This is a genomic window from Achromobacter sp. GbtcB20 (genome assembly GCF_019091095.1).
Lineage (GTDB): Bacteria > Pseudomonadota > Gammaproteobacteria > Burkholderiales > Burkholderiaceae_B > Achromobacter > Achromobacter mucicolens.
The window spans coordinates 1-20,015 of sequence record NZ_JAGXJZ010000042.1 but is presented as its reverse complement, the minus strand read 5'-3'; the positions used below and the strand labels follow the sequence as shown (position 1 = coordinate 20,015).

The following is a 20,015-nucleotide window of genomic DNA, read 5'->3' as shown; positions in this document are numbered from 1 at the left end:
GTCGATCTGTCTCCGATTTATCGGGCATTTCCGAGCGCGATGTTTGCTGCAACGTCTGGGTCACCACGACTGCTGAAAGGGTTGCTAGTTCAGGCGGTGATGCTGGCGGTGGATGAAAAAGAGCAGGTTATGACGCCCACACGGATGAGCCTGGCTTATGAGTACCAGACTGGCGTGCACACTGCAGAGGAGAATCCGTTTGCTTCTCTTTGATCAACATTTGGGTCAACCTTTGCCGATCCAAGACGAGATCGGCGAGGACGAATCCGGGAACGGATACGCCCTACGTATGCTGAGCCTAAACGGGCTGCAGTTCTCAGATCTCGCTCGGGCTACGGCGTCACTGGGACATACCTACCTACCCGCGAGCGCCGCCCCTTACCTGTCATACGTTTTTGGCGCCCAGTTGAGTCGGGTGTCGCGCGCGATTCCCAGAACGTACTCGCGCAAAGGAAGGACACGTGCCGCATTCATGGGGAACGATTTCAGCCGGTGCTATCAGCTACGGCACACGCGGCCGCAGGTCTGTATCCAATGTCTTGCGGAACACGGAGGGCGCGCGAAAGCAGCCTGGGAAGTCGTTCTGTATTGTGCTTGCCCGAAGCATCGTTGCCGTTTGATTGACCACTGCAATTGTGGACGGCCCATCCTCTGGAGACGACCGAGCCTCTATCAGTGTTCGTGTGGCGCCGATCTTCGGGCGTTGCCGATATGCGTCGCTGACGAGCACGTCATTGAGCTGTCTACTTTAATTGCTGATGACTTGTTCGGCCGCATACGAACTGTCCCGGATCGACGGTTCGGAGCGATCAGCGAACTTAGTCTCGACACACTTTTGCGATTGGTGAGGACGCTAGGAATTTGCGCATCGCCGGACGGGAAAGATCTCGTGCCTGGAAAGCTGACCAGACTTCTCTCAAGTGAAGAGGCGTACCACGTAGTGTTGCGGGCGATGAAAAAAATTATGGGCTTGGTAGCGGCGAGCCCTGAAGGCGACACGGTGTGGAACCCCTCCTGGAACATTGAAGAGCTACTCGGCGGCGCGACGCAGGGTGATCTTCGGATTCTCTGGTCTTTGCTGGGATGCTCTGATCCCAGTGCGGTTCGGTGGTTCGCACACCAGCGTTGGCAGCAGCTTGAGCTACTAGATGAGGATGAGGATGGACGATTCTCGACCAACACTATGCCAAGTGCCAACGCCGCTAGATGATGAGTCTTGTTCATCTTGGCTGGCCAGACTGTCGTGCTTGCATGGCGCCTCCGTTGCACAGATTCTGGGTGCCGTCGGGCTTGGCGCGATCGGGGATTTGGATGTTCGAGTAGGGCGCCACTATGCGACGCGAATCGCATACGGAACGAATGTCTCGCCACATGCCCTGCGCGTGTTTGTTTCGAGGTTCGACGCATTTCGTCGCGAAAGATGGCTGCGACGCCTCCTCCTGCGCAGCGAGACGGGAACCGCTCACAGCTCATTTTGTGCTAGATGCATCGCAGGGGACGATATACCTTATCTTCGCTTTGAATGGCGAATGCGGTACTGGGTAATTTGTCCTTCTCATAGCTGTCCAATGCTTAATCGTTGCTGGGCATGTTTGACGAATTATCCTTTGACCACGGTTGCCCCATGGAGATCAGAAGCTCCCTTTCTTTCGTGCTCCATCTGCGGGGCGGACTTACGCGAAGCTCCCCCAAATGAGTTGCCGCTCGAAAGCACTCAAGAAGTTCTTGACCTGCAGCGGGCCGTGACTGCCGCAATAATTCGAGGTTCATTTTCGGTTGGACAGATGCCAGAGAGACTGCCCCTCGCTCTTCTCCCCAGTCTGTTGGCGGCGGGCGCGAGCGGAGATCCTTGGCGACTCAAGGAAATGGGAAGGGTGGATCCGAGACTCTTCGATGATATTCGGTGGAACATTCAGCACATGTTGGACCGACGTACGACATCTACCGGCTTCGATGTCGCGGCATCGCGCGGTAACACTCGGGGCCGCAGAGTCTGGAAGGGCGATATCGGCAAGATATGCGAGATCGCGCTCAAACAGCGATTCCTCTGGCCGTTGGCGTTGATGAACCAAGATGCGAGACAGGAGCGTCACTTCTCGGAGTCTTCAGTGTCAAGCTATCGTGCGGGATATGCCGATCTCGAAGCATGGGACGACGTATGAGCATTCGCGAACACAAATTTTTGAACAAACGGATCACGTGCTCCGCGCGTTAAGTACTACTAGAGCGGTACCAATCAAGCGACTATCGGGCTGGAATCATGGAAAAGAATTCTGCTGCAAAACCGCTTACGAGGACTTTGGCGCGCTATTCCCGCATTCGCCAGCATGCCTCGTCCGAGGGCAAACCTGCACTGCCTGCCCGGATTAAAGTTCTAGAGGTTCAGGTTCCGATTGGGAATCCTTATGACATTGGAGTAGAAGAAACGTTGCTTGCATTGCGGCGATCCGGAGTGCTCACTAAGAGCGGAAAGTTGGGAAAGCCGTTTCGATGATCTGGCCTCACTCATCGCCTCGTAACCACCGCAGCAATGATCGCTGTCGGTGACCTTCCAACCTGGAGACTCGGGCCGCGGCATGATCTCTAGGCTAGGGTTGACGCGTCTTCCCAGCTTGCAATTCTTTTGTGTAACCTTGGGGCATGCGTTTGCCATCTCCCTGGAGGGTTCGCGTGGTTAAAGGTGCCGTTTTTCGAAGCAATCGCACTCAGGCAATAAGTCTTCCTAAGGCGGTCGAGCTTCCTGATTACGTAAAGCGTGTCGACGTAGTCGCTCTCGGCCGTACTCGGATCATCACGCCCGATGGTCAATCGTGGGATAGCTGGTTCGATAACAACGATGTTACGTCCGACTACATGACGCAGCGTGAGCAGCCAGTTGACCAGAAGCGCGAGGTGCGTTGATGCTTAAGTTCATGTTCCATACCAATCTATGTATTGCGGTTAGGGGTGGCAGTTAAGCTGACCCAAAAACCGAGGACCATTAGCCATGCGTTCGCCCCTACCTTCGATCCCTGCGGAGTTCCAATCTAACGACCACGTCGCCAGCTACGACCGGTGGTTTCGGGCGAAAGTGGAGGCAAGTCGACGTGACTCCCGCGCTAGCATTCCTCATGATGAGGCGATGGCACAACACCGAGAGAAGTTTGCCGCGAAGTGGACCAAAATTGAGACTGAATCTGCCATGCGAAGGAGGCGTGACTGCTAAAGACCTCGCGTCGATGCAGTCAGGCAATAGGGTCTCGCACCGCTTATCTAGTATTGCACGGGCACTGCCGCTGATCTTGGCCACCACTGCCCATCGAAGTGTAACCGCGCGTGTACGTTGGGAGGTATTAATGAGCATCACATTCATCGTTGTCGTCGTCGTGCAAGCGGTACTTGCTCTGTTGATCGGATACGTCAACGTTAAGGAGCGACTTATCGAAAATGGAGACTTGGAGCGTTAAGTTCCCTCCATACGGAAACGGCGTCCGACCGGAAGGTACGAAGCGCTTCGAGCAAGTGGCAATTTTCCCCCTTGCCCGTTTCGTACGAAGTGGAGGCCGTGGGCGCTTGGGCGGCGAGTCCGTGTAATGCGACCAGGGATTGGAAGAGGCCTTCACGCACTTCGACGCCCCGTTAGCGGGTATCAGGCCGTCACTCGGGGATCATCGATATCATACGAGCGCTTGAAGTTCGCGTCGCAGCAATCCCACGGCGAGTCGAGTGTTTGGTGAACTAAGGCCCATCAGCCACAACGGTTCATAGCCTTGGGCTCTATGTCGAGACCCTACTAGTTCGGGGGCAGGCCCGGCTAGCTATCCAAAAAGCTTCTTGTGGCGTGAGATGGCTCGCCTCATTGCTGCGTTGGGAGATGGGGGATTCAGCATTGCCTCAGCGAACGCCTCTTGAGCCGCCTTTGATAGATGAATCACATCTTCCGGCACCACCTCGTCTTCCGACGCTAGTCTTAGCGACTCGATGACAAATTCTTCTAACGTTTGACCCTTCAGTTCGGCCGCTAGCTCCATGAGGGTGTGAAGCTCCGGCGAAATTTCGACTTGGAGTTGATGACGTCTTGGCATGGGTGCCTCCGACTGGGGGACCAGATTTACCGCATGATTCTATCGGTTGGCCATCCAAAGCGTACGTCCGCTATCGCTTTCCTTCAGAGGAAAGGTGGGAGGTCTCCAGCGAACTCCTCGAAGCATTCAATGCCTTCCCTGAACAATTCCAAACTCAACGACATTTTTTCCGCAAAATTCCAAACTCAATGACAGATCGATTCCAATCTCGATGATAGATTTTTTGTAAGTCATTGATTTTTAAAAAAGTACGATTCCAAACTCAGTGCTATTCGACATCGGCATCCTGGTGAGAGCGACGCCTCGGGGAGATGTGATCGGATGCGGACAAACAGGGTGGAATCATGTCCCGCGTGAAACCCCGGCCGCTCCGCTTAGCAATCTGGAGCCTCGCCGATACCTGCGCTCCTGCTTGATAACGACTTTCGAACCTGTCTGATTCGAATGTGCAATCGATCTCTATATCGTATCGCCGCATCGCGGATGTGGCAGGCGCGTTGGCTTTAGCGGATGTGAGTTGGCGTTCTCCGATGTGCACTGGCAACTCTTGCAACGGAAGCTCAAACCCGGAGGATGAAATTATCGTGATGTTTGCACCCAGTATTAAAACTGTCCGGTTGACAAGTCGCCTTGCTGTCGTCGGCGCTTTGCTCACCGTCGTTGCCAATCTGGCTGGTTTTTACAACGTCACATACCGGCCGTGGAGCGATAACGAGATTCCGCCGTGGCTGAACTGGTTTGGAATCCAGTTGGCGCTAGCAGGCTGGCTCATCATGTTGCTTGGCGGCAAGAAGTGGCTCGGTTGGGGCGCAGTGGTGCTCTCCGTCATTCTGCTGAATATATTCTGGCCTGCACGAATGCACATCCACCTATTCAATGCGAGCAGTGAATCCGTTCATGGGGCCCCTTATCGCATCAGCTACGAGCCTTTTCGCAACTGGAGATGGCGACTCACTCAAGCCGAGGGGCTGATGCCGGGAAGCAGTACGTTTTCCGGCCAAACATTCATGTACAAGAAGGTGACTGCTGCGACGGCTGATGATGCGGGTGATATCTCGATTCGAGACTTCAGATGCGAGGCCCGCAGGGAGGTCTATTGGGGGCCCATATCGATTACGTATGCGCGAGCCTTTCCCGAAAATCCTCTGAGCCCCTATCTCAACTTGCTGGAAGACTCTGCAGGTTTCAATTTCAAGGGATGTTCCGTAGTCACGGAGAGAAATAGGTAGTGCTGTGACGCGGCCCGGAGTACCGGGCATTCGGTATTCCGACGCGCTAAAAGTCATAGAGCCGCGCCGCGTTATCCACCAGGATCGCCTGCTTTTCCTTTTCGCTCACCCAAGCGCAAAACGCCGACAGTTGTTCGCCGTCGTCGATGGGATGCAGCGGTTCGCTCCGATCCCGTGTGCGCGCCACACCCGGCCACGCTCCCGAATGCGGCCAGTCGGTGCCCCACAGCATGCGGTCGAGCCGCGTATCGATCAGGGCGCGTGCGATCTCGCGCGCCTCGATGGGCGGGCGGCCGTCCTGCCAGACCGTAAGGCGATATGGCGCGGAGAGCTTTACGTACACATTGCCCGTTGCCACTGTCTCCAGCAGCGCATCGAAGCCGGGCTGGCCCACGCCGGCGACGGCGCTCGCCAATGCGAAGTGATCAATCACGATCGGCACGGGGCAGTCGCGCAGCGCGGGCGCCAGCGCGGCAACCACCGGCAGCGTGGTGTAGATCTGCACATGCCAACCCAGGTCGGCGACTTGCTCGGCGGTGCGCGTCAGCGCATCGCGGGCGATGGCCGGATCCTGCTGGCCGAACGATTGCAGGTTGACGCGCGCGCCTCTTACGCCTGCCGCATGCAGCGCGCGCAGGCCCTCGCGCGAGATATCGGGCGCCAGTACCGCGACGCCGCGCGACGCGTGGCCTGCCGCATTCAGGGTGGCTAGGGCATCGGTCATGCAGCGGTTGTCGGTGCCTTGAGGGCTGGCCTGCACAACCACTGCCCGGTCAACCCCAAGCGCCGCGTGCAGCGCCAGCAGATCATCGGTCGAGGCGAGGCCCGGCATGAACACGCGGTTTTCGGCAAGCGGATAGCGGTCGAAGGGGCCGAAGATGTGTACGTGGCAATCGCAGGCGCCGGGCGGAATCGTGCCGGCGACAGGGCTGTGATGGACGCCCAACACGGTGCGCGGGTCGTCGGAAGAAGCGGCGGACTGGGTACGGCTCATGGGATGCTCGAAAGGTTCGGGGTCGGGAAACGCATTCAAACGTCGGCGCTCAGGGGTTCTGCTTGATGCCGGCGGTCTGGATCAGCCGCACCCATTTGTCGCGATCGGCCTGGTAGTAGCGGGTGAACGCCGCCGGGCTGTCGTCCGACAGCGCATAGCCCTGCGCCTGCAGCTTCTCGCGCACATCCGGCAGGCGCAGCACGCGGCGCACTTCCGCGTTCAGTGCGTTGACGACGTCGGGCGGCGTGGCGGCGGGGGCAAGCAGGCCAAGCCAGGTCGCGACCTCGTAGTCCTTGAGGCCCGCTTCGGCCGTTGTAGGTAACTGCGGCGCGAAGCTGACGCGCGCGTTGCTCGTCACGGCCAGGGCGCGCAGGCGCTGGTCCTTCATGTAGGGCAGGGCCGTCGAGGCATTGGCGAACATGAACGGCAGGCGGCCTGCCAGCATTTCAGTGATGCAGGCTTGTTCGCCGGCAAACGGGATGCTGTGCAGTTCGATTCCCGCGGTCTGGGCAAACAGCACGGCCGCCATGTAGGGCGAGGTGCCGATGCCGCCCGAACAGAAATCGATCTCGCCCGGCGCGGCCTTGGCCTGCGCGATGAGTTCCTGGATGGAGTTGGCGCGCAGCTTCGGCCCGGCCAGCAGCACCTGCGGCGCGCTGCCCACCAACGCCACGCCGGTGAAATCCTTCATGGGGTCGAACGTCGTCACGTTCTGCAGCGTCGGCGCGACCGCGACCGTCGTCTGGCTGGCGAGCAAGAGGGTGTTGCCATCGGGCCGCGCGCGGGCGACATAGGCGGCCGCGATCATGGAGGCGGCGCCGTTCTTGTTTTCGACCATCACGGCACGGCCACCCACCTGCATGTGCTGCGCCACGATGCGGGCCACGGTGTCGGGCGCGCCACCCGGCGGGGCGCCGACGACGATCCGGATCGTGCCCCCGGCCGGGGTGTCGGACAGGGCGGGGGCCACGAAAGCCAGCAACGCGCTGCCAAGCAGCGGTGCAAGCAATCTGGCCAGCAGCCTGCGTGGGTGAGCGCCAGGTCTCGTCTGCATCGTTGTCTCCTCGCGGTATTGCCGTGCGCCGCATCGAAGCGGCGCCGGCTGTTGTGATGTGGAGCCAGTGTCCGGCAGGCGGATTGATATAGTCAAATATATATATTTAGTCATTTCATACATGAATATGTATGAGAAAAGAGGTTTGCATGAATAAACGCGAGATGGCGCTGTTTGAAGCGGTGGGGCGAACCGGTTCCGTCACCTTGGCGGCTGCGGCCACCGGGATGTCGCAGCCCGCGGCCAGCGCGATGCTGAAGTCGCTGGAAGACAAGTTGGGCTTTGCGCTGTTCAGCCGCGAGAAACGCCGGCTGGCGCTGACCGCCGAGGCCCGCATGTTGCTGCCGGAGATCGTTCATGCGCTTGCGGCGATGGACAACGCCGAACGGGTGGCGGCCAGCATGCGGGGCGGGGCGCAGGCGAGGCTGGACGTGGGGGCGGTGGCGGCCGTGGGCGCGAGCATCCTGCCCGGTGCGATGGCGTGGTTGCAAGCCCGGGAGCCCGGCGTGCGTGTCAGCGTGCGTACGGACATGACGCTGGGCGTGGCGGGGCTGGCGGCCGATCAGCGTATCGATATCGGCATCGTGATCGGCTCGGCCGCGCTGCCGAACGTGGGTCAGCGCACGCTGGCGCGGTTGACCCTGCAGGCCGTGATGCCGGCCGGCCACGCGCTGGCGGACCGCCGTCGTCTCGCCTTGTCCGATCTGGCGGACATCCCCTATATCTCGCTCAGTCGCCACTTGCAGGTGGGGGCGCTTACGGCGCGGCAGTTCGAGCAGGAGCGGTTGCCCTTTCTGCCCGTGATCGAGGTGAATCAGTACTCGGCCGCCTGCGCCTTCGCGGAGCGGGGCCTGGGCGTGGCCATCCTCGATAGCATGAGCGGCCTGTACGCGCGTCGACATGGGCTGATCGTCGTACCCGTGGATGTGGAAGGCGGTCTCGACCTTTCCATCGTATGGCCCCTGAACCGGGGGTTGGGGCGCGTGGCGCGGCAGCTGGAGGCCGGGCTGGAGCACGAACTGTCACAAACCACCGAATAGGGATGCCTGGCCTGCCGCCAGCAAGCTAGGGTTATCCGGGATTCTTTATGCTTAAACTTTTGTGAAGAATGAGCGGCACATGCGGGGCCGCCGCCGCGATGCGCAATCAGGGCGGTTCACCATGGTGCGGCGCGTGACGCACCGGGCGCATGATCGCGGGGTAGAGCCCCCTTAAGGAGAATTGCATGCTGCTGCGTAGACGTTGTCTGGCCGTGATGATGCTGGCGTTGGCGGGTTGGACGACGGGCAGCCATGCACAAACATCGTCTGCGGCGTGGCCCACCAAGCCCGTTCGTCTGGTCGTGGGGCTGGCGCCGGGCGGGCTGGTCGACGTGCTGGCCCGCACCGTGCAGCCGCACTTGGCCGAGGCATTGAAGCAGACCGTCATCGTGGAAAACCGGGGCGGTGCGGGCGGCAACCTGGCGGGGGCTGAAGTGGTTCGCAACGGCCGCGACAACCATACCTTCCTGCTCAATCCGTCGACGACCGAATCGGTCAACCCGCTGATGTTCGCCAACATGCCGTTCGACCCGCAGCGGGATTTGCGGCCGGTTGCCCTGCTGGCCAACAGCCAGTTGTTCCTGTTTGTCCGGTCCTCGCTTGGCGTCAATACGCTCGAAGAGTTCGTGGAATACGCGCGCAAGCGGCCCGAGCCCCTGAATTACGGGTCGGCCGGCAACGGCACGACGCCGCATCTGGCCGGCGAGCTGCTCAAGCAGGCCACTGGCATGCAGGCCACCCACGCGCCGTATCGCGGCGTGGCGCCGGCGATACAAGACCTGGCCGCGGGCCAGATCGACTTCGCGTTTGGACCCGCCACGGTCTTTCCCATGGTGCAGGCGGGCAAATTGAAGGTGCTGGCAGTGGCAAGCCGGCAACGCGCGGCCGTGGCGCCCGACATCCGGACCTTTACCGAGGCCGGCATTGACGGCGTGTTCGCGGACAGCCTATTCGGCGTGTATGCGGCCGCGGGCACCCGCGATGATGTGGTCGAACGCATGAACGCCGAGATCAACAAGGTGCTGGCGCGGCCGGATATCAAGGCGCGCTTCCTGGATGCGGGCGCCGAGGCGATCCCGCTGAGCGTGGCCGATTACGCCACGCGCGTGCAGGACGAAAAGAAACTGTTCGCGCCGTTGGTGAAATCGTTGGGGCTGAAGGAGCAGTAGACGGAACTGGCCCCAGTGCCCAGCACATCACGCAGGCTGGCCTTTCCGAATCACCACCGCGTCCAGCGCCACCGCGCCCTGTCCCTCGGGCAGCGCCAGCAAGGGATTGATCTCGACCGAGCTGAAATCCCCCGCTCGCGCATGCGCGAACCGGGATAGGGTGGCCAGCGCGTCGGCCAGGGCATCGACATCGCACGGGGGCGCCCCGCGCGCGCCCTGCAGCAGCGCGTATCCCTTAATCTCGCGAATTATGTCCAGGGCCTCATCGCGGCCAAAGGGCGCCAGCCGGAAGCTGACGTCTTTCAGCACCTCGACGAAAACGCCGCCCAGTCCGAACATGACCACGGGCCCGAACACCGGGTCGCAATGCACGCCCGCGATGCATTCCACGCCCTTGGGCGCCATGGGCGCGACGAGTACCCCCTCGACGCGGGCGTCGGGGCGATGCTGGCTTACCGCGGCCATGATGTCCGCATAAGCCCGTCGCACCGCGTCCTCGCCCCGGATGTTGAGCTTGACGCCGCCCACGTCGCTTTTGTGCGTGATATCTGGCGAGACCACTTTTAGGACGACAGGAATGTCCTGGCCTGCCGCGCGAAGGTCGCCGGCGGCGCGCACGGCCGCGTCGGCATCAACCGCCAGCGTGCTCGGGGAAGCCGGCATGCCGGCGTCGCGCAGCAGTTCCATGGCCTGGATTTCGGTATAGGTTTCGCGCAGCGGCGCACGGTTAGCCGTGTCCGGGGCGGGATCCGCTTGCGTCGTTCCGCGGCCGGAATGGGATGCCATGGCGGCCACCGCAGCGATCGTGCGGACGGCGGCGCTGGGATCCGGGAAGACCAGGCAGCCCAGACGCTCCAGTTCGCGCCGCCGCGCAGGCGGGAACAGGGCGCTAATTGCAAGCGGCACGTCGGGATGGCGCGCCTGCATCTGCCGCGCGAAGGCTTCGAAGGTGGGCCACAGCGCTTCGGACGAGCCCGCGGCGGCCAGGAAGACAGCCAGGGCATCGTAGCGGCCATCGGCCAGCATGTCGTCGGCGGTGGCCAGCAGCAGCCCAGGTTCGGAGACGGCCTGGCCGGTGACGTCGACCGGATTGCGGCCGCTGGCAAACGGCACGCGTTCCAGCAGCCTGGCCTGCGCGTCCGCGGCCGGTTCGGGCAGCGTCAGTCCGCTGTCGGCGGCGTCGTCGGCCATCAGCGCGCCCACGCCGCCGGAAATGGTGAAGATGCCCAGGCGGCGGCCTTGCGGCGGGCGCTTCCAGGTGTCCAGCGCATAGCCCAGGTTAAAGAATTCCTCGATGGTGCGCGCGCGCAGGGCGCCGTACTGGCGGAACAGCGCGTCGTACACGGCATCGTCGCCGGCAAGTGCCGCGGTGTGCGAGGCCGCGGCCTGCGCGCCGGCCTGGGTGCGGCCGATCTTGGTCACGACCACGGGCTTGCCGGCAGCGCGCGCCGCGGACAGCGCGCGGCGTAGCTTGGCGCCGTCGCGGCAGCCTTCCATGTAGGCCATGATGACGCGGGTGTGCGTATCGCCGGCCAGCCATTCGATGCAGTCGGCAACGTCGATGTCGGCCTCGTTGCCGGTGCTGATCCAGTGCGACAGTCCCAGGCCGCGCTCGCGCGCCATGCTGTAGGCGTAGGCGCCGAACGCGCCGCTTTGCGTCACCATGCCGATGCCGCCGGCGGCGACGATGCCGTTGGCGGGCGCGGGCGAGAACGTCGCGTAGACGTTGCGCCGCACATTCATGAAGCCCAGGCAATTCGGTCCCAGCAGCCGGATGCCGCGCTCGCGCGCGATGGCGCATAGCCGGTCCTGTTCGGCTGCGCCTCGCGCGCCGGTTTCGGAAAAGCCGGAGGTAAACACCACGGCCGCGCCTACCTGGCCCGGGCGGGCGCATTCAAGCGCCTGCGCGGCGTGGGCGGCGGGCACCGCCAGAATGGCCAGGTCGATGTCCGCGTCGAGCGCGTCCAGGCCGGGCACGGCAGGCAGGCCAGCGATGGTGTCCGCGCGCGGATTCACGGGGACGATGCGGCCGCCGTAGCCGTGCTGCAGCAGCAGGCTGACGGGCATCGCGCCGATCTTGCCGGGCGTGGCTGAGGCGCCGACGATGGCAATCCCTTGCGGATCGAAGAGGCGGGACAGGGAGGGGAGGGCAGACGGGTTCATGGATATCGGCGTTCAGGAGTAGCGGACGACACTGCGGCCGGTGCTGCCGCGTTCGAGCAGGGCGGCAAGCGCCTGCGGCAGCTGGCGGGGTTCGATGACGCGCGCGATCAGGTCCAGGTGCGCGGGGCGGTATTTACCGGCAAGCTTGTTCCAGACCTCGCGCCGCAACGGCATGGGGCTGTTGGCGTTGATGCCCAGCAGCTTGATGCCGCGAAGGATGAAGGGGATGACCGACGTGGGCAGCTCCGCGCCGCCCGCGTTGCCGAAGGCTGCGGCAACGCCGTCCGGCTTCACGCAGGCCAGCGCGTGGGCCAGCAGCGCGCCGCCCACGGCGTCGATCACGCCCGCCCAGCGCGCGCTCATCAGCGGTTTGATGCCGGCCGACAGATCGGGCGGGGCAATCACTTCGTGGGCGCCGAGCGAGCGCAGATAGTCCGCGGCGTCCGGCTTGCCGGTCATGGCGCAGACGCGGTAGCCGCGCTGGCTCAGGATGTCGATCGCGACGCTGGCCACGCCGCCCGTGGCCCCGGTGACCAGCACGTCGCCGTGCGCGGGCGTCAGTCCGCAGTGTTCCATCCAGTGCAGCGATAGCGCGGCGGTGTAGCCGGCTGCGCCCAGCACGGCCGCGTCGCGCAGGCCGATGCCCGCGGGCAGCGGCAGCACCCAGTCATGGCGCACCCGCGCAAACTCGGCATAGCCGCCGTCGCAATCCACGCCGATGCCGAAGCCGTGCACGACGACCTCCTGGCCCGGCGAAAGCGCGGAGTCGGCGGAATGCACCACGGTGCCGGACAGGTCGATGCCGCCGATGCGGGGGTAGTCGCGCACGATGCCGCCGCGTCCGGCCTGCGCCAGCGCATCCTTGTAGTTCAGGCCGGCATAGGCCACCTTGATGAGCGTGTCGCCCGCGGACAAGTGGTCGGCGGTCAGCGTCTCGAATCGGCCCTGCGGGGGCTCGCCCGCCGCGCCGGCGTGCAGGCGCCAGGCCTGGAATCGGGGATTGTCCATCGTCGTCTCCATTGAGGCTCAGGCTTGCGCCATCAGCCGGCGCGCCAGCGTGGCGCGGTGCAGTTCGTTGGCGCCGTCATAGATGCGGAAAGGGCGCATTTCCTGCCAGATCATCGACACGGGCTTGTCGTCGGACAGACCCAAGGCGCCCATCATTTGCACGGCGCGGTCGGCCACGCGGTTCACGGCGTCGGACACGAAAACCTTGGTCATGGCGCTGTGCTGCTTTACCGGCAGGCCCGCGTCCATGCGGGCCGCGCAATCCAGCGTCATGAGGCGGCTTGCATGCAGGTCGATGTGCGAGTCCGCGATCATCGCCTGCACCTGCTGCAGGTCCGCAAGACGCGCGCCGAAGGACTCGCGCTGCGCAACATAGGCCTGCGCCGTTTCCAGCGCGCGGCGGGCGCGGCCGATGTATCGCATGCAGTGGGAAAGGCGCGCGGGCTCCAGCCTGAGTTGCGCATGGGCCAGGCCCTGGCCCGGCTCACCCAGCACGGCGTCGTCGCCCACCTCGCAGTCCTGCAGCAGGATCTCGGCATGTCCGCCGATCTGGTAGCCCGTGACCATGCCGATGTCGCGCACCACCCGGTAGCCCGGGGTGTCGGCAGGCACCAGGAACAAGGTGACGCCGGTCTCGCCGCGTGCCAGCACCAGGGCGAAGTCCGCGCCCACGCCGCCGCTGATGAACTGCTTGTGGCCGTTCAACACCCAGCGTGAACCGCGCCGCTCGGCCCGTGTGCGCAGCATGGAGGGATCGGATCCGGCGCCCGGCGCCGGTTCGGTCATGGCGAAGCAGGCCCGCTGTTCTCCCCGCACCAGCGGCGCCAGAAAGCGCTCCTGCTGGGCAGCGTTGCCCAGACGTAGCAGCGTCAGCATGTTGGGCTGGTCGGGCGCGGCGCAGTTCAGCGCCGCGGGGCCCAGGAAGCTCCGGCCGGCTTCTTCCAGCACCTCGGCCAGCGCGCGCCAGCCCAGCCCGAGTCCGCCCCATTGCGCGGGCAACTGGGGCGCGTACAGACCGGCCTCTTTTGCCCGTGTGCGCAGTTGGGCGACACAACGGTCTAGTGCGGCCACGTCGCGGGCGATGGCCGGGGACTCGGCCGATATCGCGACCTCATCAACGAAGCGGCGCACCCGTGCGCACAGGTCCGGCAGGGCATCGCCCGCGTAGCGATCTTGCGTATCCGGCATGGTTCATTCCTCGATCTTGACGCCCGCCTGCTTGACCACGGCGCGCCATCTGCGGGTTTCGTCGGCGATGTGCTGCCCGAAGGCGTCGGGCGAGCCGCCGGTAGGCTGCATGCCAAGGCCGGTGAAATAGCTGCGCACTTCGGGGTCGGCCAACACAGCGTTGATCTGCCGGTTGAGCAGGCCGATCACGTCCTTCGGCGTGCCGGCAGGCGCCATCACACCCCACCACGACGAGGCCGACAGCGGCACGCCCAGCTCGGCCAGCGTGGGCACGTCGGACAGATCGGGGTTGCGTTTTTGCGCCGCGATGGCAATGGGCCGCAGCCGCTGCGCCTTGACCTGCGCATACACCGGGGGCAGGTTGTCAAAGCTCATCTGGACCTGGCCGCCGACCAGCGCGGTGGCGGCCTCGCTGCTGCCCTTGTACGGAATGTGGCGCAGCGCAATGCCCGTCTCGTGCGCGAACTGCTCGCCTGCCAGATGGGGGATGCTGCCCGTGCCGGCGGTGGCGTAGGTCAGGCCCTGCTGCGCGGTGGCGGCACGTTTGATGTCTTCCAATGTCCTAAGCGGGCTGGCCGCCGGCAGCAGCAGGTACACGGGCACATCCGTGGCCCCGATCACCGGCGTCAGATCCTTGTTCACGTCATAGGGCAGCTTGGCGTACAGCACGCTGTTGGTCGCAAGATTGGCCGTGCCCATCAACAGGGTGTAGCCGTCCGGCTGCGCGCTGGCCACGTAGGCGGTTCCGATCTGCGTGGCGCCGCCAGGTTTGTTTTCAACTACCACCGGCTGCCCGATCAGGGGCGCTAGTTTGCGCGCGATCATTCGCGCGGCGGTGTCGGTGCCGCCGCCGGCGGCGTAGGGCACGATCAGCCGCACTGGTTTATCCGGATAGGCGCCCGCCTGGGCGGCGCCCGTCGCGCTCAGCAGGACGGCGGCGCATAGCGCGCGCAACGGTCGAAAGCAAGGTTGCATGGCGGTCTCCTGGCGTCGGCCTATTGGATGCGGGTGCCTGTGGACTTCACCAGCTTGGCCCACCAGGCGGTTTCGTCGGCGATCTGCTTGGCGAACTCGGCCGGTGTGCTGGCCAGGGGCTCGGCCCCCAGCTCCTGGAAGCGGGCCCGCAATTGCGGATCCTGCAGCGCCTTGACCACCGCCGCATGCAGGCGCTCGATCACCGCCGGGTCGGTGCCGGCGGGCGCCATCAAGCCTTTCCAGGCCATCACTACAAAGCCCTTCTGGCCGGCCTCGTCAAAGGTGGGAATGTCGGGCGCGGCGGTGGCGCGCTGGTCGCTGGGCACGGCCAGCGCGCGCAGGCCGCCCGCCTTCACCTGGGGCAAGAGGGCGGGCATGTTGTCGATCATGAAATCGATGTGCCCGGCCACGAGGTCGGTGATGGCGGGACCGCTGCCCTTGTACGGTACGTGCTCGGCCTGGATGCCTGTCTGCTGCTTGAGCAGCTCTCCGGCCAGTTGCGCGGGGGAGCCATTGCCCGGCGAGCCGAACGACAGCTTGCCCGGGTTGGCGCGGGCGTATTGCAGGAACTCCTGCAGCGTCTTCACCGGCATCGACTTTGTCACCACCATCAGGTTGTGCTCGCGTTCCAGGCAGGTGATGGGCGCCAGGTCCTTGGCCGGATTGAACGGCATGTTGGCGTACAGGCTGGGATTGACGACGGTGGGCCCGGCGGCGGCCAGCAGCAGCGTATAGCCGTCGGGGGCCGCGCGCGCCACGAAGTCGCCGCCGATGTTGCCGCCCGCGCCCGGCTTGTTCTCGACGATGACGGGCTGACCCAGGATGGGGTGCAGGGCCTCGGCCAGCAGGCGGCCCAGGATGTCGGTCGAGCCGCCGGGGGCGAACGGCACGATCAGGCGGATGGGCTTGTCGGGGTAGGCGGCCGCGGCTTGTGGCGGCAACGCCGCGCAGGCGAGGGCGGCGGCCAGCGCGCCGATCCATTTGGGCAGGTGCTTGTGCAGCATGATGGGAGTCTCCTTTGGTTTGGCGGGCCGGCGGCTTCTGGTGGCCGTGGTCCCTGGGTGCCCTAGCGGCCGGGCGTGTAGCCCGCCTGGGTCAGCGTGTGGCGGGCGATGGTCAATTGATGGATCTGGCTGGTGCCCTCGTACAGGCGGAACAGGCGTACGTCGCGGTAGAAGCGCTCGATGCCGTAATCGGCGATGTAGCCATAGCCGCCGTGCATCTGCACGCAGCGGTCGGCCACGCGGCCGCACATTTCAGAGGCGAAGTACTTGCAGATCGAGGCGTTCAACGTCACGTCCACGCCCGCGTCGCGTTCCCGGGCGGTTTGCAGCACCAGCGCGCGGGCGGCCTGGATCTCGGTCTGGCAGTCCGCCAGCATGGCCTGGATGAGCTGGAAGTCCATCAGGGGCTTGCCGAACTGCTGGCGTTCGGCCACAAAGCGCAGCGTGTCGTCCAGCATGCGGATGGCGGGACCGATGCACAGGGCCGCCAGATGGATGCGTTGCTTGTTCAGCACTTTCATCGCGGTCTTGAAACCCAGGCCTTCCTGGCCGCCGATGATGTTGGCCGCCGGCACCCGGCAGTCCTGGAAATGCACGGCCGACACGGGGGAGCCGGCCTGGCCCATCTTGTGGTAAGGCTGGCCGGTGGTCAGTCCTGGCGTGCCGCGCTCCACGATGAATGCCGTGATGCCCTTGGCGCCGGGCGCGTCCGGATCGGTGCGCGCCATGACCGTGAAGAGGCCAGCTAGCGGCGCGTTCGTGATGAAGCACTTCTCGCCGTTCAATACATAATGGTCGCCGTCGCGCACGGCGGTGGTCCGCAGCGCGGTGGCGTCGGAGCCTGCCTGCGGCTCCGTCAGGGCAAAGCAGCCGGTCAGTTCGCCCGCCGCCAGCAGCGGCAGGTAGTGCGCCTTCTGCGCCGCGGTGCCGTCGGCGACCAGCGCCTCGGACCCGATGCCGGTGTTGGTGCCGACGCGGGCGCGCAGCGCCACGGAACACTGGGACAGCTCCATCGCGGCCAGGATCAGCTCTTCGGTCGTCATGCCCGCTCCGCCATACTCCTGCGGAATGGAATAGCCGAACATCCCCTGTTCGGCCATGCTCTCGACCAGATCCTGCGGCACCTCATCCAAACGGGCGATCTCGGCCTCGCGGGGCGCGAGCTGGTCGCGCACGTAGCGGCGCAGTGAATCGAGAAATTGCGGGAAACCTTCGGGGTCCCTGATCATGGCGAGTCTCCGTTTTATCGTGGGCGCTGATGCGTGCCGCGTCTTGTTCAAATCAGGCTAGCAAAAGGCCGCCGGATTTGAGACAAGTGTTTCGATATCTTGAACGGGATGAAGGGGGATCCGCAGGCCGGCTGCTCTATCATCGACGGATACGCGGTGCGCATCCCGAGCGCGCCGGATCAGGATCCCGCCCATGACCGCTCGCCCCGGTGAACACCATGCCGACCCCGCCTTCGCCACCACGCTGGCGCACGGCCTGTCGGTGCTTCAGGCGTTCCGGCATGGCGAGCCCGCGCTCAGCAACCGTGAACTCTCGGACCGCACGGGCCTGTCCAAGGCCACGATTTCCCGCCTGACGACGACGCTGATGCAGCGCGGCCTGTTGCGCTACGACGCGGGGCTGCGGCGCTACCGCCTTGGCACGGCGGTGCTCTCGCTGAGCTATCCGCTTCTGGCCAGCATCAAGGTGCGTCAATTGGCGCGCCCCTTGATGAAGCGGCTGGCCGATGCGGCGGGCGGCTCCGCGTCGCTCGGCATGCATCACGGCTTGAGCATGGTCTACGTGGAAACCTGCCGCGGGCACGATGCCGTGTCGTTCCGACCGGACATCGGCGCTTTGCTACCGCTGCTGCCTTCGGCGATGGGGCGGGCCTGGCTGGCGCAGGCGCCGCCCGGCGAGGCCGAACCCGTGCTGGCGGCGTTACGGCGGCACGATCCCGCCATCTGGCGGCGCCACGCGCCGGATCTGGCAGCGGCGCAACGAGATTACGCAGAACACGGGTATTGCGTGGGACAGGGGGATTGGCACTCGGACGTGCATGCCGTCGCGGTGCCCATGCGCACGCGCGTGGATGGCCAGACGCTGGTCTTCAATTGCGGGGTACCGGTGACGCGGCTGCGGCCCGGCGACCTGCGCGGCCGCATTGCGCCGCGCCTGGTGACGCTGGTCAAGCGTGTGGAGAAAATGCTGGAGCAGCGCAATGACCCGTGATGCGGACCGCGAACTGACCACCACCCTGGCGCGCGGGATCGATATCCTCACGTGTTTCCGTGCCGACAGGCCCGTGCTGGCCAACAAGGACTTTGCGCAGCAAACCGGCCTGTCGCGCAGCGCGGTGGCGCGTCTGACGCACACGCTGGTGGAACTGGGATTTCTGCAGCGCGAGGGCGAGCCGGCACGCTATCGCCTGGGCGCGTCGGTGCTGGCGTTGAGTTACCCCTTGCTCGCCAGCATGCAGATCCGGCAGCTGGCCCGGCCGTTGATGAAGCAGCTTGCCGACCACGCGCGCGGCGCGGTGTCGCTCGTTGTGCGAGACCGCTTGCAAATGGTGTACGTGGAAACGGCCCGCTCCAATGAGGCGCTGCAGACGTGGCCCGACATCGGCGCGTCGCTGCCGCTGCTGTCCAGCGCCGCGGGCAAGGCATGGCTGGCACGGGTGCCGGACGAGGAACGCGCCGTCGTGCTGAACCAGCTGCGCGTGGCCGACCCAAGGCATTACGCCGCGCACTTCCCCAATCTGGCCGCGGCGCGCCGCGATCTGGAACGCAAGGGTTTCTGCGGCAACAACCAGGAATGGCGGCCGGACGCCTACGGATTTGCGGCGCCGCTGGGGCGGCCGTATCAATCGTTGTTATATGTCTTCAATTGCGGGGTGCCCACGCAGGACGGCCCTTACCGGGAGCGCGCGGCTGATATCGGCCCCCGGCTGGTTGCGTTGGCCAGAGAAACCGAAAGGCTGCTGGGGCTTGCCTGATTGGTGTGCGCTTGGTGTCCTTGGCCCATGCGGCGCACGAATTCTCGCTATCATCAGCGGCACCATGCCGACCAAAAATACTTTCCCAGCCGCCTGCGCCGCCGCCGTGTTGTGCGCATTTTCCATGTCCGCCATGGCGGCGCCGGACGCATCGCCTTCATTCGACTGCGCCCAGGCGCGCACCGGCGCAGAAAAAGCCATCTGCGCGAACCCGAAACTCGCAGCGCTCGATGCAAGCATCGCCAAGCGCTACAACGAAGCGCGCAAATCTCTGGACTCCGTCACGGCCGAGGCTTTGTTGCGCGACCAACGGTATTTCACCCAGGTGCGCGACGACGCCTTCGAGAAGCCCTTCGACAAAGACAAACCCATCGAGGAACTGGCAAGCCGCTTGAAGTACCGGGACGCGTTCCTCGCGTCGCTCGACTTGGCAGAACGCAAGGGCTTCAGCGGTAGATGGCGCAACGTCTCCGGCGAGATCACGCTCTGGAAGAAACCCGACGGCGACATCTTGTACGAAGGTTCGGCAGTTCAGCCACACGACGGGCGCTGGTCGTGCAACGTGGAAGCCGCTGGCAAGGCCCAGGGCGAGCGGTTGCGGGTCAAGAGCGTCGACACCAAGGGGTGGGTGCTGAACCTGCAACGCCAGGGCGATGGGTTGACCGTTGAGGAAGTGCCGCCGGGGGCCGGTTCATCTGGTCCGCCTTATTGCGGGGTGAATGGGACCTTGGGGGGGACGTTTTTTCCGATACGTTGAGGGGGGCTGGAAGGAGTGCGCGGCGGTGAGGGCAGCATTGCGGGGACGCTAGTCAGGAGGTGCGGCTGGAAGCGCCTTCAAGTGAGCTATGTCGATGCCGTTCTAACTGGCCGCTGACTGCCGATATTTAACACTGCGTCCTCCGGCCGAGGTAGCTCTGTCGACTGACGGCATTCGGCCCATCGTGGTCGATCAAGGGCGGACGGAAAGCCACGCGCAGTTTGCTCCGTAGGCTGACGGAGTGGCCATTCGTGTCGGCTCAGCGCATAGGGCTCGGAGCACCAATGGACGGGATCGTCATGCAAACTCACCAGACCGGGATCGAGCAGCAGGATGAGTTGCTTTTGTGCGCGATGCCGCTTCGCTCTTCATGGCGTCTCCATCCTG

20 protein-coding genes are annotated in these 20,015 nt (G+C 64.4%); 11 read left to right on the top strand and 9 right to left on the bottom strand.

Annotated elements, in window-relative coordinates; all coding sequences use genetic code 11:
- The 5 genes from KVT32_RS27080 to KVT32_RS32675 form a co-directional block, all read left to right on the top strand.
- A partial coding sequence (locus tag KVT32_RS27080; RefSeq protein WP_217619108.1) for a hypothetical protein occupies positions 1 to 213 on the top strand: 213 nt, incomplete at its 5' end.
- Entirely contained in the window at positions 158 to 1,210 is a 1,053-nt protein-coding gene (locus KVT32_RS32685) for a TniQ family protein (protein ID WP_371825623.1), read from the top strand. The genes KVT32_RS27080 and KVT32_RS32685, both read left to right, overlap by 56 nt.
- Positions 1,149 to 2,162 carry a TniQ family protein gene (locus KVT32_RS32680; protein ID WP_371825622.1) on the top strand — a complete coding sequence of 338 codons (1,014 nt, stop codon included), beginning with the start codon at positions 1,149 to 1,151 and terminating at the stop codon, positions 2,160 to 2,162. Before KVT32_RS32685 ends, KVT32_RS32680 begins: the two co-directional genes overlap by 62 nt.
- Positions 2,163 to 2,640: 478 nt before the next feature.
- The gene (gene vapB / locus KVT32_RS27065) at positions 2,641 to 2,901 is read left to right on the top strand and encodes a type II toxin-antitoxin system VapB family antitoxin (protein ID WP_217619105.1); all 261 of its coding nucleotides are present in this window, start codon (positions 2,641 to 2,643) and stop codon (positions 2,899 to 2,901) included.
- Positions 2,902 to 2,986: 85 nt separating this feature from the next.
- Positions 2,987 to 3,205: a stability determinant gene (locus KVT32_RS32675; protein WP_371825621.1), complete on the top strand. Its 219-nt coding sequence runs from the start codon at positions 2,987 to 2,989 to the stop codon at positions 3,203 to 3,205.
- A 592-nt stretch (positions 3,206 to 3,797) separates the two neighbouring features.
- Here KVT32_RS32675 and KVT32_RS27060 read toward each other — a convergent pair.
- Entirely contained in the window at positions 3,798 to 4,064 is a 267-nt protein-coding gene (locus KVT32_RS27060) for a DUF1778 domain-containing protein (protein WP_217619104.1), read from the bottom strand.
- 446 nt (positions 4,065 to 4,510) lie between these two features.
- Here KVT32_RS27060 and KVT32_RS27055 point away from each other — a divergent pair, with 446 nt between their 5' ends.
- The gene (locus KVT32_RS27055; protein ID WP_217619103.1) at positions 4,511 to 5,293 is read left to right on the top strand and encodes a hypothetical protein; all 783 of its coding nucleotides are present in this window, start codon (positions 4,511 to 4,513) and stop codon (positions 5,291 to 5,293) included.
- 46 nt (positions 5,294 to 5,339) lie between these two features.
- Here the strand turns inward: KVT32_RS27055 and KVT32_RS27050 are convergent, their stop codons facing one another.
- Positions 5,340 to 6,287 carry an amidohydrolase gene (locus KVT32_RS27050; protein WP_217619102.1) on the bottom strand — a complete coding sequence of 316 codons (948 nt, stop codon included), beginning with the start codon at positions 6,285 to 6,287 and terminating at the stop codon, positions 5,340 to 5,342.
- A gap of 49 nt (positions 6,288 to 6,336) precedes the next feature.
- Positions 6,337 to 7,341 carry a tripartite tricarboxylate transporter substrate-binding protein gene (locus KVT32_RS27045; protein WP_217619101.1) on the bottom strand — a complete coding sequence of 335 codons (1,005 nt, stop codon included), beginning with the start codon at positions 7,339 to 7,341 and terminating at the stop codon, positions 6,337 to 6,339.
- A gap of 149 nt (positions 7,342 to 7,490) precedes the next feature.
- On the opposite strand from KVT32_RS27045, the gene KVT32_RS27040 reads away from it, so the two are divergent.
- Both KVT32_RS27040 and KVT32_RS27035 read left to right on the top strand, forming a co-directional pair.
- Positions 7,491 to 8,381 carry a LysR family transcriptional regulator gene (locus KVT32_RS27040; protein ID WP_175155297.1) on the top strand — a complete coding sequence of 297 codons (891 nt, stop codon included), beginning with the start codon at positions 7,491 to 7,493 and terminating at the stop codon, positions 8,379 to 8,381.
- Between the two features lie 185 nt (positions 8,382 to 8,566).
- Positions 8,567 to 9,550 carry a tripartite tricarboxylate transporter substrate binding protein gene (locus tag KVT32_RS27035; RefSeq protein ID WP_152382563.1) on the top strand — a complete coding sequence of 328 codons (984 nt, stop codon included), beginning with the start codon at positions 8,567 to 8,569 and terminating at the stop codon, positions 9,548 to 9,550.
- A 27-nt stretch (positions 9,551 to 9,577) separates the two neighbouring features.
- On the opposite strand, the gene KVT32_RS27030 is transcribed toward KVT32_RS27035, so the two are convergent.
- The 6 genes from KVT32_RS27030 to KVT32_RS27005 form a co-directional block, all read right to left on the bottom strand.
- Positions 9,578 to 11,713, bottom strand: a complete 2,136-nt coding sequence (locus KVT32_RS27030; RefSeq protein ID WP_217619100.1) for an acetate--CoA ligase family protein — start codon at positions 11,711 to 11,713, stop codon at positions 9,578 to 9,580.
- A gap of 12 nt (positions 11,714 to 11,725) precedes the next feature.
- Positions 11,726 to 12,721, bottom strand: coding sequence for an acryloyl-CoA reductase (locus tag KVT32_RS27025; protein WP_217619099.1), 996 nt, complete (start codon positions 12,719 to 12,721; stop codon positions 11,726 to 11,728).
- A gap of 18 nt (positions 12,722 to 12,739) precedes the next feature.
- Positions 12,740 to 13,909 (bottom strand): acyl-CoA dehydrogenase family protein, encoded by a 1,170-nt coding sequence (locus tag KVT32_RS27020; protein ID WP_175155294.1) that lies wholly within the window; start codon positions 13,907 to 13,909, stop codon positions 12,740 to 12,742.
- Between the two features lie 3 nt (positions 13,910 to 13,912).
- Positions 13,913 to 14,884: a tripartite tricarboxylate transporter substrate binding protein gene (locus tag KVT32_RS27015; RefSeq protein ID WP_217619098.1), complete on the bottom strand. Its 972-nt coding sequence runs from the start codon at positions 14,882 to 14,884 to the stop codon at positions 13,913 to 13,915.
- 20 nt (positions 14,885 to 14,904) lie between these two features.
- Entirely contained in the window at positions 14,905 to 15,888 is a 984-nt protein-coding gene (locus KVT32_RS27010; RefSeq protein WP_062839609.1) for a tripartite tricarboxylate transporter substrate binding protein, read from the bottom strand.
- Between the two features lie 62 nt (positions 15,889 to 15,950).
- Positions 15,951 to 17,117, bottom strand: a complete 1,167-nt coding sequence (locus KVT32_RS27005; protein WP_217619097.1) for an acyl-CoA dehydrogenase family protein — start codon at positions 17,115 to 17,117, stop codon at positions 15,951 to 15,953.
- Positions 17,118 to 17,310: 193 nt separating this feature from the next.
- Between KVT32_RS27005 and KVT32_RS27000 the strand changes: the two genes are divergently transcribed.
- The 3 genes from KVT32_RS27000 (at position 17,311) to KVT32_RS26990 (ending at position 19,628) form a co-directional block, all read left to right on the top strand.
- Positions 17,311 to 18,108 carry an IclR family transcriptional regulator gene (locus tag KVT32_RS27000; protein ID WP_217619096.1) on the top strand — a complete coding sequence of 266 codons (798 nt, stop codon included), beginning with the start codon at positions 17,311 to 17,313 and terminating at the stop codon, positions 18,106 to 18,108.
- Complete coding sequence (locus tag KVT32_RS26995) at positions 18,098 to 18,871, top strand: IclR family transcriptional regulator (protein WP_217619095.1); 774 nt, start codon at positions 18,098 to 18,100, stop codon at positions 18,869 to 18,871. The genes KVT32_RS27000 and KVT32_RS26995 overlap by 11 nt, the downstream gene beginning before the upstream one ends.
- Before the next feature lie 64 nt (positions 18,872 to 18,935).
- Positions 18,936 to 19,628 (top strand): lysozyme inhibitor LprI family protein, encoded by a 693-nt coding sequence (locus KVT32_RS26990; protein ID WP_217619094.1) that lies wholly within the window; start codon positions 18,936 to 18,938, stop codon positions 19,626 to 19,628.
- The last annotated feature ends 387 nt before the right edge of the window (positions 19,629 to 20,015 follow it).

What these genes read in the sequence shown, in the direction of transcription:
- KVT32_RS32685 (WP_371825623.1), top strand. Translation starts at nt 158, where the DNA reads ATGAGTACCAGACTGGCGTGCACACTGCAGAGGAGAATCCGTTTGCTT.
- KVT32_RS32680 (WP_371825622.1), top strand. Translation starts at nt 1,149, where the DNA reads ATGAGGATGAGGATGGACGATTCTCGACCAACACTATGCCAAGTGCCA.
- vapB (WP_217619105.1), top strand. Translation starts at nt 2,641, where the DNA reads ATGCGTTTGCCATCTCCCTGGAGGGTTCGCGTGGTTAAAGGTGCCGTT.
- KVT32_RS32675 (WP_371825621.1), top strand. Translation starts at nt 2,987, where the DNA reads ATGCGTTCGCCCCTACCTTCGATCCCTGCGGAGTTCCAATCTAACGAC.
- KVT32_RS27060 (WP_217619104.1), bottom strand. Translation starts at nt 4,064, where the DNA reads ATGCCAAGACGTCATCAACTCCAAGTCGAAATTTCGCCGGAGCTTCAC.
- KVT32_RS27050 (WP_217619102.1), bottom strand. Translation starts at nt 6,287, where the DNA reads ATGAGCCGTACCCAGTCCGCCGCTTCTTCCGACGACCCGCGCACCGTG.
- KVT32_RS27045 (WP_217619101.1), bottom strand. Translation starts at nt 7,341, where the DNA reads ATGCAGACGAGACCTGGCGCTCACCCACGCAGGCTGCTGGCCAGATTG.
- KVT32_RS27040 (WP_175155297.1), top strand. Translation starts at nt 7,491, where the DNA reads ATGAATAAACGCGAGATGGCGCTGTTTGAAGCGGTGGGGCGAACCGGT.
- KVT32_RS27035 (WP_152382563.1), top strand. Translation starts at nt 8,567, where the DNA reads ATGCTGCTGCGTAGACGTTGTCTGGCCGTGATGATGCTGGCGTTGGCG.
- KVT32_RS27030 (WP_217619100.1), bottom strand. Translation starts at nt 11,713, where the DNA reads ATGAACCCGTCTGCCCTCCCCTCCCTGTCCCGCCTCTTCGATCCGCAA.
- KVT32_RS27025 (WP_217619099.1), bottom strand. Translation starts at nt 12,721, where the DNA reads ATGGACAATCCCCGATTCCAGGCCTGGCGCCTGCACGCCGGCGCGGCG.
- KVT32_RS27020 (WP_175155294.1), bottom strand. Translation starts at nt 13,909, where the DNA reads ATGCCGGATACGCAAGATCGCTACGCGGGCGATGCCCTGCCGGACCTG.
- KVT32_RS27015 (WP_217619098.1), bottom strand. Translation starts at nt 14,884, where the DNA reads ATGCAACCTTGCTTTCGACCGTTGCGCGCGCTATGCGCCGCCGTCCTG.
- KVT32_RS27010 (WP_062839609.1), bottom strand. Translation starts at nt 15,888, where the DNA reads ATGCTGCACAAGCACCTGCCCAAATGGATCGGCGCGCTGGCCGCCGCC.
- KVT32_RS27005 (WP_217619097.1), bottom strand. Translation starts at nt 17,117, where the DNA reads ATGATCAGGGACCCCGAAGGTTTCCCGCAATTTCTCGATTCACTGCGC.
- KVT32_RS27000 (WP_217619096.1), top strand. Translation starts at nt 17,311, where the DNA reads ATGACCGCTCGCCCCGGTGAACACCATGCCGACCCCGCCTTCGCCACC.
- KVT32_RS26995 (WP_217619095.1), top strand. Translation starts at nt 18,098, where the DNA reads ATGACCCGTGATGCGGACCGCGAACTGACCACCACCCTGGCGCGCGGG.
- KVT32_RS26990 (WP_217619094.1), top strand. Translation starts at nt 18,936, where the DNA reads ATGCCGACCAAAAATACTTTCCCAGCCGCCTGCGCCGCCGCCGTGTTG.